Source organism: Staphylococcus sp. SUC_1.2, assembly GCF_026222585.1.
This window is the reverse complement of record NZ_JANJPM010000002.1, coordinates 100,423-114,662: the sequence shown is the minus strand read 5'-3', so window position 1 is coordinate 114,662 and position 14,240 is coordinate 100,423. Positions and strand designations below refer to the sequence as shown.

Here is a 14,240-nt window from a genome sequence, read left to right as displayed (position 1 = left end):
CTATTTATTAATAGAAAATGGAATTTTTGAGTTTTCAGAATTAGAGAATGCGCCTTTAGTACCAAATGGTGTATATAAAGGTGGAATTAAAGGTAATGTTGGAGATGACCCTTTTAAAAAATTATTTAATGTTGGAAATGCTGGGGGAATTCGAACTAAAATTTCTAAAGACGGAAATATTGCTTATATTGTGATTATTTCTAATAGTAGTAATTCGGATATATATCCAAATAATTATAATGATGATACTTCAATACTTACTTATTATGGAGATCAAAAAGATTCTAATAAGGATGCTATTGATACTAAAAAAAGAGGAAATAAAAATCTTAAATATTTATTTGATTTAGTATATGGGAAATTAGAAGAAGATATAAACCCATTTCCAGTTTTTTATTTTGAAAAAATTGGAAATCAAGGACGTAATTATATTTATAAAGGATTAGCCTTTCCATATGTAAAAAATTTAAAATATGAAGAAGTGTGCCAAATTAAGAGAAATAATAACATCAGTAATTATCAATTTTTGTTTACTATAGATAATTCAGAAATAAGTACAAGAAATTTTATAGAAGATTTATTAAGAGATTCTCAAAATTTTTATAATGCACCGAATAATTTTAAGAACTTTGCAGAAGACACAACTCAATTTAAATTGAAAATTGAAACATCTTCTTTACATACTAAATATTTAAATTTATTTTTGAATAATTATGTGAAAACTTCAGAAATAATTAGAGATAGTAAAGTTAGAATTGGTCAAGACAATATTCGGAAAAACCTATTATATCAAAGAAGAAAATGTGAAATTTGTGGAATAGATTACCCTTTCTTACTAATAGCCTCACATATAATTCCTTGGAGTAAAGTTAAAGAATACAAAGATTTTTATGAATTGGGAAATCAAATCAGAGGAGATTTGAATAATACTCTACTACTTTGTGAAACTCATGATAAATTATTTGATAGACATTACATTTCATTTGATATAAATGGTAAGATTATGATTTCAGAAAATATAAGGAAAGAAGATTATAAAAAATTAAATATAAATGAAAATATTGGAATTAAATTGAATGAAAAAAAAGAAAAATATATGAAAGAACATAGAAAAAAGTTTATCGAAAAAAATTATATCTAATAAATAACTTTTTATTTAATGTCGCTGTTAATATGTTTGAAAAATGAAAGGAAAGATAGTAGTGGGACATGTGATTGCTTCATTAATAAGGTTTGATAAGCCTAAAATTAATCTATGGAAAGGTATACGCCAAGGATTATTAATGATTATCCCAACATTGATAGGGTATTTACTAGGACATTTTAGTTTTGGTCTACTTGTAGCAACCGGAACTTTGGCACATACTTATGTATTTAAAGGTTCGGCACAATCAATGTTAAGAACGGTCATTATTTGTACGTTATCCTTTACCATTTGTATGATGCTTGGAACATTAACTGTCAATCAGCCAGTGCTGTACGGTGTATTATTATTAATCGTTACTGTCATTCCATTCTATGTATTTAATGTGTTAAAAATTGCGGGTCCTTCATCCACATTCTTTTTAGTTACATTTTGCTTATCGAGTAACTTACCTGACGCTCCAGAACAAGCACCGATTCGTGGCTTAGCGATTTTTATTGGAGGAATGTTAGCGACATTAGTCGTCATTTTAAATATTGTATTCCAAAAACAAAAAGCGGAAGATCGAGCGATTACCTCTGACTTTCAGACGATTAATAATTTGATGCATCACTTTAATGATGCTGAAAAATTTAAAGACATTTCACAAGACACAGTAACAAAGTTTAAAAATTCAGAGAAGCTATTGATTACTTCGACTACTGCGATGAGTGAAAAGTTAAGTTCTCGCTTTGAAAAGTTATTGCTTCTTCATACGTCAGCCCAAGGAATTTATGCCGAGTTACTTGAACTAAATGAAAAAAATATTCGTCCCATCCCTCAAGAACTGATTGAGATGATGGATATGATTACTAGAAATGCCTATAAATTATCTTCAAAACGAGAAAAATGGACGAAAAAAGTCGATGTGGATGAACCATTTGAAAGTTTGATGCAACACATACTTAAAATAGACGAAATTGCGCAATTACAACCGGAACAAATAGAATCTGAAGCGAGTATTCGTAAACCATTATATAGTAAACGTATCGTTCAAAACTTAACACTCGATTCCATTATTTTCCGTAATGCATTAACGTATGCTGTTATTATGGGCGCGGCTATTTTTGTATCGTTATTTTTCAATATCCAACGCTCATATTGGATCCCATTATCTGCTCATACAGTATTATTAGGATTAACGACGATTCGGATGTTAGACCGTTCATTAGCACGTGGTCTTGGAACAATTGTAGGAACTTTACTTTTATCAGCCATACTCTTTTTCCAACCTCATTTAATCGTCGCAGTCATTTTAATGGGACTGTCTGCTATGATGACAGAAGGATTTGTCGCAGCAAATTATGCGTTTGCGGTTATTTTTATTACAACACAAGTCATCCTGTTAAATGGTCTAGCCTCTGGTAATTTATCCATTGATATTGCCTATACACGAATTGTTGACGTATTGATTGGGATTGTGATTGCGGTCATTGGTGTTTTAATCATTAATCGAAAAAATGCGTCAACCATGTTACCTACTGTGATTGTAGAAGTGGTACGTAAAGAAGCGGTTATTTTCCAATATTTATTTTCAGAAAATAAATACCAAGATACAGCACGTGATAGAACAGAAAGTTTATCATTATCTGTCAAAATGAATAACATGACACAAGTGTACAATTCAGCCAATGGCGAATTATTCTCGAATAAAGAGGCCATTCGTTATTATTATCCAAGTATGTTTGCCTTAGAAGAAATTAGCTTTATGTTAATGCGTGCAATGCAAGACAAACAGCGTCAACGTATTTCAGATGAACAAATGGGAGAATATCTTGTCACATTTGAAAATGTAGCAAAACATTTTGAATTACGCGGTAGTCTTAATGAAAAAGAATTGACGGATTTACCACAGTATAATTATTTAAAATCTGCCTTAATGAAGTTACAAGATAATTGTGTAGCAACACGTAAAGACGTTGATCATACAAATCATCAGAAAACGGTGGACGCTTAATATCAATGTATGACGTTTCATTATAGCGTAGGGTGGTAAAGCTTACTAAACACTATAGAGGAGCGTGACATCATGCCTTGGACAATGGATGATTATCCACAAACTTGGAAACATTTAGATGAATTAGAGCGTAAAAAAGCAATTGATATTGCAAATGCGATGTTAAAAGACGGCTACAAAGAGGGAGACGCTATTCCTATTGCAACAAAACAAGCAGAAGAGTGGTACAAAGATGCCAGTAAAGAAGAATTAGAAGAATTAAAACATAAACATATTACTCAACATCAAAAAGATCCATCAGCACGACCTGAACTGAATGATGAAGATGTTCATGTATATTATGAGGATCATGAATGGAAAGTTAAAACAGAAGATGCAAAACAAGCGTCTGATACGTTTAGTACTAAAAAAGAAGCAAAACAACGTGCCAAAGAAATTGCTGATAATCGTGGTACACACGTGATTGAACATCAAAAAGATGAATAAGGAGGCAACAAATATGTACGTAGAGAGAAAATCATCATTGTACATTGAAGAGCTACGCAGTGAATTCAAAGAAAATATTGATAAGTTTAAGAATGGAGATGAAGCCTTCGATAAGCTAGTGGGTTTCGTAGAACTCGATCATCTATATTCTTCTGCATTAAAAGAGATTAGTACGAAGTTAGATATTTTAGATGACAATTTTAATCATATTTACAAACATAATCCAATTCATCATATGGAACGTCGCGTCAAAGAAATGACGAGTTTAGTTAAAAAATTGCAACGTAAAGGTTTAACTATAGATGCGGAAACAGCGAAAACCAATATTTTAGATATCGCTGGTATTCGTGTGGTATGTAATTATCTTGAAGATATTTATGTGATTGAGAAATTATTATTAAAACAAGAGGACGTTAAATTACTTAAGCGTAAAGATTATATACAACACCCAAAAGAAAATGGTTATCGCAGTCTTCATATAGTCGTGTCGATTCCAGTCTTTCTAGCTGATAGAGTAGAGGTTACACCAGTAGAAATTCAAATTCGAACTATTGGTATGGATATGTGGGCAAGTTTAGAACATAAAATTCGTTATAAAAATAATACCAATACAGAGGACTATAAAGACAAACTTAAAGAATGTGCAGTAGAAATCTCAGATGTCGAAGCAAAAATGCAAACCATTCACTCAGAGATTCAAGATAAAGATAAATAATTTAGTCATATAGCGAAACGATAGAAACGTATAGCTATTGTTTCGCTTTTTTATGTAAGATAAAATGATATATTTTTATGATAAAATAAATGAATAGTAATATATATTTTTTTGGAGTTTTAAAATGATTGAGCAGAATTTTAAGTCACAACGATATGAACTAAAACAATTTAAGGGTGAACACATTGAAGTCGCATTTGCCGGAAATAAGGATGCAGATAAAACCATCGTATTTATACATGGAGCAATGATGACATATCGCATTATGTTGTTGTTTGAACCTTATTTTAGAGACAACAACCTGATTTTTGTTAACTGTCCAAGTAGAGGCGAAAGCTCTAACATTGTAAGAGAACAACATACGTTAGATGATTATTCTGAGCGTATTAATGACGTACTTTCACAAGTTATCGAAACATACGGTATTAAAAATTTAATTATCATAGGTTATTCTATGGGAGGTATGATTGGCACACGCTTATTAAAATTTAATACGTTACCTATTTCACATTTGGTTTATTTAAATAGTGCTGCACGTATTACACCAAATCAAAGCATGTTGTCACGTTTATTTACTTCAAATAGTAAAAGAGATCATTTTAAAGATGAGATGATTGCTTTTAAAAATTTACCGCAATATATTTTAAAAAAATCTTTTCATAACAAAAATAATAGTATTCGTAATTTATTTTCATATATTGCACCCATTAAAACGATTATTACAGATATCATTTATTCTACAAATGCAGATTACCTTCCGGATATAGAGGAAATAGAGCAATTTCCTAAACTTTTATTTATTTCAGGAGAAGATGACGAAATCATTCCTTACACGGATTCACAAGAAACAATGAAAATGTATAAAAAATATGGCGGTGAAGCAAATGAAGTCGTGTATTCTGGTATCGGACATATCGACTTTCCTGCTGTCTTGGATAATTTGCCTAATGGAACCATAGGTATTATTGACCACATTAAACAGTGGATTCAAGAAGAATAAGACGACCGGCAGACTGCATAAGCAAATGTTAAAATCATACTTGCTTATGACGTAGCGTCATTAGCTATGTTAACAGTAGGAGGTGAATGATATGTCACACTATACGATTGGAGAATTGGCAAAACGGAATAATGTCACAATACGAACACTACAATATTACGATCGAAGAGGATTACTTATAGCTCATCGACAAACAGACTCTAATCGCAGATATTATACTGACGAACATGTAAAGCAACTTGAACTGATTTTAGTATTAAAACAATTAGGATGTACGTTAGATGAAATAAAGACATTACTTGATGAAGATAAAAATATGAACACGTTTAAAACATTACTTTCATTGAGAAAAGATACGTTACACTCAAAAGTAGAGGTGTACTGTCATACATTAAAACAAATTGAAAAAGTCGAAACATACATTTCTGAGCAATCAAGTGCGCCTATTAACCATCTTACTGACATAGATGACGCTATGAAACAAGAATATAAAATAGCATACTTTAGAAAAAAGATTTGGATAAGTGCTGGAATCTTAGGGATCATACACTATAGTGGTTTACTATTAAGTCTATTAGGACGTTCAATTAAGCCATTGATCGTTATATTCCCCATCTTAATCACATATGCCATTGCGCTGACAGCAATATATTTAAAAAAAGTGTTATATCTATGTCCGAATTGCCAGCATACATTTAAACCTACATTAGGTGACTTCGTGAAAGCGAAACATATACCTAAAACAAGACAATTAACATGTCCCAACTGCCATCAAACACATTATTGTATCGAAGTATATCAAAACGAATCGTAATAAACACCTGGCTTATAATGAGCTAGGTGTTTTAAATTACAAAAAAGTAAGCGTTTGCAAAATTTGAAATGGTGTTTTACTATACTTGTATACAAGTTAACGTATTGAGGTGAAAAGATGGAACAGCATTATCCGAAACAATGGAAAAACAGAATGACTACAGGGGAAAGCATCGCTGCGGAACTTAGATTTCAGATTGTTAACAGTACACTTGAACCCGATACATTACTAACTGAAAATCAAATGGCTAAACAATTTGATGTGAGTCGCTCTCCAGTTAGAGATGCATTTAAATTGCTGCAAACGAATCAACTCATTCACCTCGAGCGCATGGGTGCAAGGGTTCTTGAATTTGGTGAACAAGAAAAGAAAGAATTATATGACTTAAGATTAATGCTTGAATCCTTTGCATTTTCAAAATTAAAGCATATTGATAGAAAAAAAGTGATTAAAGAAATGAAAAAACATTTAGAAATGATGAAAGTCGCTGTTCAATTTGAAGATGCTGAATCCTTTACGCAACACGATCTTCAATTTCATGAAGCATTGATTCACGCCTCTCGCCATCATTATCTTCAAACATTTTGGAACCATTTGAAACCCATTGTAGAAGTACTTGTATTATGTTCAATGAGAGAGCGAATGAGAACAAATAAAGAAGATTTTGATAGAATACACCGTAATCACTCGATATTTATAGAAGCGGTAGAACGTTATGATACGGATACGTTAAGAGAAGCGTTTCATTTAAACTTTGATGATGTAGGTAAAGATATTGAAAGCTTTTGGTTACAATAAATAGAAGGAAGAAGGAATACATATGAAATACATGATTGGAGTAGATATTGGAACAACAAGTACGAAGTCAGTACTTTATGATGAACATGGTCAATTTATTACAAAGCATCATATTGGCTATCCTTTACATACGCCAAATGTTGATGTTTCAGAAGAAAATCCTGACGAATTATTCGATGCCGTATTAATGACAGTCAAACATGTGGTTCGCGAATCTGGGGTGCATAAAGAAGATATTAAACTCATTTCTTTTAGTGCGCAAATGCATAGCTTAATTGCACTAGATAGTCAACACGAGCGCTTAACTGAAAGTATAATTTGGGCGGATAACCGTGCGAATCAATATGCTGACTTGATAAATGAACAACATGGGGGACATGACATTTATAAACGCACAGGTACACCCATTCATCCTATGTCACCACTCTCTAAAATCTTTTGGATGAAACATGAACAACCAGATATTTATCAAAATACTGCAATGTTTGCGGATATTAAAACGTATATTTTCTATCAACTTTATGGAGAATACGTGATGGATCACTCTATGGCTTCAGCAACAGGTATGTTTAACTTACAGCAGTTAGACTGGGATCAAGAAGCACTTGAATTACTCGGTATTTCAGCCTCTCAATTGCCTCAACTTGTACCAACGACACACATTTTAAAAGGGATGAAAAAACGTTATGCCACATTGATGGGCATCGATGAAAATACGCCGGTTGTGGTTGGTGCAAGTGATGGGGTGTTATCAAATTTAGGCGTTAATAGTTATAAAAAAGGTGAAGTTGCAGTCACAATTGGGACATCAGGTGCGATTCGTACAGTCATTGATAAACCTCGTACAGATTATAAAGGTCGCATTTTCTGTTATGTCTTAGATGAAGAGCATTATGTGATTGGTGGACCGGTCAATAACGGGGGTGTCATTCTTCGATGGTTACGAGATGAATTACTCGCCAGTGAAGTTGAAACAGCAAAACGCCTGGGAGTGGATCCTTACGATGTACTTACTAAAATAGCGAGTCGTGTTAAGCCAGGTGCAGATGGCTTAATTTTCCATCCGTATCTTGCGGGAGAGCGTGCACCCTTATGGAATGCGAATGCACGGGGTTCATTCTTCGGCTTAACATTGTCACATCAAAAAGAACACATGATACGCGCTGCACTTGAAGGGGTGTTGTACAACCTTTATACCGTCTATTTAGCACTTGTTGAAGTAATGAATGAAACGCCAAATACGATTAAAGCAACAGGTGGCTTTGCGAAAAGTGAAGTATGGCGTCAAATGATGGCAGATATTTTTGATACGGATGTCATCGTACCAGAAAGTTATGAAAGTTCTTGTCTAGGTGTGTGTGTCCTTGGTTTAAAAGCATTGGGAGACATTGAAGATTATTCAATTATCGAAAATATGGTTGGTACGACTTATGCACATCAACCGAACCAAGATACAGTAAATATGTATCAACAACTTGTAACGATATTCATAAACTTAAGCCGTACGCTTGAAGATCGCTATGAAGAAATTGCAGATTTTCAACGTAAACATATGAATTAATCGACGTATTTAAATAAATGAAACATTAAAGGGGAGAAGACAAATGGGAACAATATGGACACTAGCAAGTGTTGTCATTGGAATCGTATTACTATTAACATTGATTATTTTCTTAAAACTCAACACATTTATTTCATTAATTATTACATCTATTGTAACGGCCATCTTATTAGGTATGCCTTTAAATAAAGTAATGGAAACGATAGAAGCAGGTATGGGCGGCACCCTAGGTCATATTGCACTCATTTTTGGATTAGGCGCAATACTTGGTAAATTACTGGCAGATGGTGGAGGCGCCAATCGTATTGCGGATACACTGATTGATAAATTTGGACCAAAACATGTTCAATGGGCAATGTTGATTGCAGCTTTCATCGTTGGTATTGCATTATTCTTTGAAGTAGGGTTAGTATTACTCATTCCACTTGTTTTTACAATTGCTAAACGTGCGAAAGTGTCACCACTGAAGCTAGGATTACCTATGGTAACAGCATTATCTGTGACACATGGTTTTTTACCACCACATCCTGGTCCAGTAGTTATAGCAAAAGAATTAAAGGCGAATATTGGACATGTGTTACTATATGGGATTATTATTGCCATTCCAGTGACACTCATTGCAGGTCCGGTTTTTAATAAATTTGCACAAAAACTCATCCCATCTGCTTATACACGTGAAGGGGATATTTCAGCACTTGGTTCACAAAAAGAATTTAAAGCATCTGAAATGCCAAGTTTTGGTTTAAGTATACTCACTGCTGTATTACCTGTTATTTTAATGTTATTATCAACGGTTGTTCAGTTAGTGACTGGACATGAAAATGCTAAAAATTTGTTTGAACAAATCATTTACTTTATCGGTACAGCAGGTACAGCGATGTTAATTTCAGTCATCTTTGCTATTTTTTCAATGGGCTTACATAGAGGAAGAAAAATGGATGCCATTATGAAATCTGTAACGAATGCTATTTACCCAATTGGGATGATGATTTTAATTATTGGTGGTGGCGGTACATTTAAACAAGTTCTCATTGATGGCGGTGTAGGGGATACGATTGCTAAGTTATTCGAAGGCTCAACCCTGTCACCTATCTTACTAGCATGGATTGTCGCTGCAGTATTACGTATCGCACTAGGTTCAGCAACAGTCGCAGCAATTTCAACAACAGGTATCGTCTTACCATTATTACAACATTCAGATGCCAATGTGGCACTTGTCGTACTTGCTATCGGCGCAGGGAGCGTTATCTTATCACACGTTAACGATGCTGGATTCTGGATGTTCAAAGAATATTTCGGATTGACTGTGAAAGAAACATTCTTAACTTGGTCATTACTTGAAACCATCATTTCAGTATCGGGCATCATCTTTATCTTATTCATTAGTTTATTTGTATAACTTATTAAAGAAGTAAGAGAGAAATCATTGAATTTCAATCTTGCTTCTTATTTTTTATATCATGGAAGAATACAGTCAATCGCTATGAATGACAATAAAAGAATGATAAACTTACTTATAATATAAAAGACAGAATGCGCAAAGGAGATATTCGAGTTTGAAACAGATAAAGAAAGCCATCATACCTGCGGCTGGTTTAGGGACACGTTTTTTACCAGCGACAAAAGCCATGCCTAAGGAAATGCTTCCTATTTTAGATAAGCCAACGATTCAATATATTGTTGAAGAAGCGGCACGTGCGGGCATTGAAGATATTATTATTGTGACTGGTAAACATAAACGTGCGATTGAAGATCACTTCGATAATCAAAAAGAATTAGAAATGGTCCTTGAAGAAAAAGGTAAAACAGACTTACTAGAAAAAGTACATTATTCTACAGATTTAGCGAATATCTTCTATGTACGCCAAAAAGAACAAAAAGGATTAGGACATGCCATTTATACTGCACGTCAATTCATTGGTAACGAACCATTTGCAGTATTATTAGGTGATGATATCGTGGAGTCTGAAGAGCCAGCGATTAAACAATTAATGAATGTATATGAAGAAACAGGACATTCTGTTATTGGAGTGCAAGAAGTGCCTGAAAATGTAACTCACCGTTATGGCATAATTGATCCATTAGAGAAACAGGGTCGTCGCTATGAGGTGAGACAATTTGTTGAAAAACCTAAACAAGGTACAGCACCTTCTAATTTAGCGATTATGGGACGTTATATTTTAACGCCAGAAATTTTCGATTATTTAAAAACACAAAAAGAAGGCGCCGGTAATGAGATTCAATTAACCGACGCGATTGAACGTATGAATAGTGCTGTTCCAGTGTATGCATATGACTTTGATGGTGATCGTTATGATGTTGGAGAAAAATTAGGCTTCGTTAAAACGACAATAGAATATGCGTTAAAAGATCCTAAAATGAAAGATGAACTCGTAACATTTATTAAACATTTAGGATTATAATAATTAAAGTGCCTAAGACATTGAAGAACAAGTGGTTATTCTTCAATCTTCTTAGACACTTCAATCTCATCAAAACTAAACCTAAAAACAGGACACACCCTATTTTCCGCTAAGGCGTGCCCTGATTAGAGAAGATATAAATTGTCGACAAACACTTCTCTAATCATAAATCCTCAACATCCCAGAAAATTTTTTTCTGAGAAACTTTTCCTCAGCGTCTTAGGACTTCTCCTAAGACATTTTTATTATATAATATAAAATTTGAATATCATAGATGTTGCAATAGCAATAATTCGACTAATAATATCACTTTTCGGGAGAATTAACGTTTTTTGGATTACTTAAAAGAAAAGTGAAAAATATTATTATAAAATTTTTTAATATAGTTGATTATTAGAGAAATAGGTGATTGGGTGTTTGAGTATAAAACTAAAGAACAAGTTCACAATAGAGCAAAGGAAGCAGTAGGAAAAACAATTAGAGAATTAAATAGTGATGCTCCAGTGTTAGGATATAAGAGTTCGGTAGGTGATGCCTTTGAAGCTTGGTTTGGAAAAACAAAAGATAGTGAAAGTCGTCCGGATATGGAAGAAGCTGGCGTAGAGTTAAAAGCAACTCCTTTTAAAAAATTAAAAAACGGTAATTATAGTGCAAAAGAAAGATTAGTTTTAAATATCATAAATTATGAAAAGGTAGCTAAAGAATCATTTGAAGATAGTTCATTCCTTTATAAAAATGGAACAATAGAACTAGCTTTTTATGAATATGTTAAAGATGTTGCTAGAGATGATTGGAAAATAAAAGAAGCAGTTTTATACGAGATGAAAAAAAATCCAGTAGATTATGAAATTATAAAAAAAGATTGGAATATTATACATGATTATATAACTCAAGGTAGAGCACATGAATTAAGTGAAGGTCTTACTGATTACTTAGCTCCGTGTACAAAGGGAGCTAATTCTAAGTCAGTTCGTAAGCAACCTTATTCTGATATTCTTGCGAAACAAAGAGCTTTTTCATTAAAATCTGGATATATGACTTCTATATTAAGAAGGTATATTTTAGGAGAAGAAAAAATTGATTCTATAATTAAGGATAAATTTGATATTAAACATAAGAATATTGAAGATATTGTTTATGAAACATTCAAACCTTATTATAATTGGACAATTGATGCATTATGTGAATACTTTAACATTGAAAGGAAAAGTAAAAACCTTAATTACAGAATAGCTTCAGCAATTCTTAACTTAAAAGGAAAAGTTAAAAAAAATGAAAAATTCCCAAGAGTAGAAGAATTTGAAAAAGCTTCTATTGTCGTAAAGACAGTTCAATTTAATGAAAATAATATAAATAAGGAGAGTATGTCATTCCCTACTTTTAAATTTAGTGATTTAGTCAAAGAAAAATGGGAAGATACTAATGGAAATCCTCAAGCGACTTGGCATAATTTTTTACTAGAAACGAAGTTTTTATTCTTTGTAGTAAAAAGCGAAAGTGAAAATGATGTGTTTAAAGGAATTAAATTTGTAACTATACCTGAAGAAGATATTGAAGGACCTATTAAAAAAGTGTGGGAAGATACTGTAGAAAAATTAAAAAAGGGTGTTACTCTTACTGCTAGATATAAAAAAGACGGATCTCTTTATAGAATAGAAAATAACTTTATTAACAATTCGGATGATATGATTTGTCATGTTCGACCTCACCAATCAAAATCAGATTACAGAGAAAATGGACAATGTGCAGATTATCTACCTTCTCCAGCTAAATGGATAAATAGACCTGAAGATAAGATAAAATATTCAAGTCAATGGATGACAAAACAGTGTTTTTGGATAAATAACACATATATAAAAAAACAAGTTGAAGATTTATTGTAGAAAGTTATGTTAAAATAATATTGTTTATTTTGCATTTAAAGCGAACGATCGTTCGCTTTTTATGTTATAATTTAATTAATACTACTAAAGGAGGTGCTCTCATGAATGAAATTAAAGTAGCTGAGCTTTTTGCAGGAGTGGGTGGATTTAGATTAGGTTTGGAAAATACAAATGAAAAAATGTTTAATGTTACTTGGGCAAATCAATGGGAACCTTCTAAAAAAATACAACATGCCTTTGATTGTTATAATAGTAATTTTTCAACTGGAGTACATATCAATGAAGATATCGCTTTAATAAGTGATGAAGAAATGGCAAAAACAAGAGCCGATATGATTGTAGGAGGCTTTCCTTGTCAAGATTATTCAGTAGCGAGAAGTTTAAGTGGAGAGCTTGGTATACAAGGTAAAAAGGGTGTTTTATTTTGGCAAATTATTAGATTTATTCAAAACACTTACCCTAAGTATATTTTACTAGAAAATGTAGACCGTTTATTAAAATCACCGTCAAGTCAAAGAGGAAGAGACTTTGGTGTCATGTTATCAACATTAAATGAACTTGGTTATAATGTAGAATGGAGAGTAATTAATGCAGCTGACTACGGAAATGCTCAAAGAAGAAGAAGAGTTTTTATTTTTGGCTACAAACAAGATTTAGATTATGCTAATTTAATAGATAAACATTCACTTGAAGAAATGATATATAAATATGGAATGTTTGCGGAAGCTTTTCCGATACAAAGTGAACCAAACAAAAATAGAATTAATTCTATTGCTATATCAAAGGATATTGTAGAAATATCAGATGAATTTAGTTTTCAGTTTTATAATAGTGGCATCATGAAAAATGGTAACATCTTAACAATTGACACTATTCCTAAATATGAAAAATCAATAACGTTAGGTGAAATAGTCTTAAATGAAGTAGATGATAATTATACTTTATCGGAAGAAAAAATTGAGAAATTTAAATACTTGAGAGGTCCCAAAAAAATAAAAAGAACTTCTAAAGATGGTCATGAATACTATTTTTCAGAAGGTGGAATGTCAGAATTCGATGCTTTGGACTTACCTGCTAGAACCATGTTAACTAGTGAAGCGTCAGTTAATAGAAGCTCGCATTTTTTAAAAATTAATGAGAAATATAGAACTCTAACTCCTATAGAAGCAGAAAGGTTAAATGGTTTTCCTGATAATTGGACGGATACAATGCCAGATCGTATGAGATACTTTTGTATGGGAAATGCTCTAGTAGTTCCTATCGTTACAAGGATTGGCAATCAAATTGAAAAAATAGAAAAACTGACTAAAGATAAATTTAGTCAATTAAAACTTTTTTAAAACAACACTATTTTTAGTGTTGTTTTTTGTTTATTATCACTAATTTAAGTGTAATTTAATAATAAGATTGTAAACTACAT

General features: G+C 32.4%; 12 protein-coding genes. All 12 read left to right on the top strand.

Annotated features, from left to right (window positions below; translation table 11 throughout):
• The first annotated feature begins 10 nt into the window (after nt 1–10).
• The gene (locus NR218_RS01525) at nt 11–1,141 is read left to right on the top strand and encodes an HNH endonuclease (protein ID WP_172473528.1); all 1,131 of its coding nucleotides are present in this window, start codon (nt 11–13) and stop codon (nt 1,139–1,141) included.
• Nucleotides 1,142–1,202: 61 nt separating this feature from the next.
• Entirely contained in the window at nt 1,203–3,140 is a 1,938-nt protein-coding gene (locus NR218_RS01520) for an FUSC family protein (RefSeq protein ID WP_172473529.1), read from the top strand.
• A gap of 72 nt (nt 3,141–3,212) precedes the next feature.
• A complete protein-coding gene (locus NR218_RS01515; RefSeq protein ID WP_071560820.1) occupies nt 3,213–3,626 on the top strand; it encodes a DUF2188 domain-containing protein in 414 nt (137 codons plus the stop codon).
• Nucleotides 3,627–3,639: 13 nt separating this feature from the next.
• Entirely contained in the window at nt 3,640–4,341 is a 702-nt protein-coding gene (locus NR218_RS01510; RefSeq protein ID WP_071560819.1) for a GTP pyrophosphokinase, read from the top strand.
• A 124-nt stretch (nt 4,342–4,465) separates the two neighbouring features.
• Nucleotides 4,466–5,341 carry an alpha/beta fold hydrolase gene (locus NR218_RS01505; RefSeq protein ID WP_071560818.1) on the top strand — a complete coding sequence of 292 codons (876 nt, stop codon included), beginning with the start codon at nt 4,466–4,468 and terminating at the stop codon, nt 5,339–5,341.
• Between the two features lie 91 nt (nt 5,342–5,432).
• The gene (locus tag NR218_RS01500) at nt 5,433–6,155 is read left to right on the top strand and encodes a MerR family transcriptional regulator (protein ID WP_072291376.1); all 723 of its coding nucleotides are present in this window, start codon (nt 5,433–5,435) and stop codon (nt 6,153–6,155) included.
• Between the two features lie 117 nt (nt 6,156–6,272).
• A complete protein-coding gene (locus NR218_RS01495) occupies nt 6,273–6,953 on the top strand; it encodes a GntR family transcriptional regulator (RefSeq protein WP_232132774.1) in 681 nt (226 codons plus the stop codon).
• Between the two features lie 22 nt (nt 6,954–6,975).
• Nucleotides 6,976–8,514 (top strand): gluconokinase, encoded by a 1,539-nt coding sequence (gene gntK, locus NR218_RS01490; protein ID WP_265883218.1) that lies wholly within the window; start codon nt 6,976–6,978, stop codon nt 8,512–8,514.
• A gap of 43 nt (nt 8,515–8,557) precedes the next feature.
• Nucleotides 8,558–9,913 carry a gluconate:H+ symporter gene (locus NR218_RS01485; protein WP_265883217.1) on the top strand — a complete coding sequence of 452 codons (1,356 nt, stop codon included), beginning with the start codon at nt 8,558–8,560 and terminating at the stop codon, nt 9,911–9,913.
• Nucleotides 9,914–10,070: 157 nt separating this feature from the next.
• The gene (gene galU, locus NR218_RS01480; protein WP_071560814.1) at nt 10,071–10,937 is read left to right on the top strand and encodes a UTP--glucose-1-phosphate uridylyltransferase GalU; all 867 of its coding nucleotides are present in this window, start codon (nt 10,071–10,073) and stop codon (nt 10,935–10,937) included.
• 413 nt (nt 10,938–11,350) lie between these two features.
• Entirely contained in the window at nt 11,351–12,820 is a 1,470-nt protein-coding gene (locus NR218_RS01475; RefSeq protein WP_265883216.1) for a Sau3AI family type II restriction endonuclease, read from the top strand.
• Between the two features lie 101 nt (nt 12,821–12,921).
• On the top strand, nt 12,922–14,160 hold the full coding sequence (gene dcm / locus NR218_RS01470; protein WP_070443832.1) for a DNA (cytosine-5-)-methyltransferase: 1,239 nt from the start codon (nt 12,922–12,924) through the stop codon (nt 14,158–14,160).
• Nucleotides 14,161–14,240 lie beyond the last annotated feature (80 nt).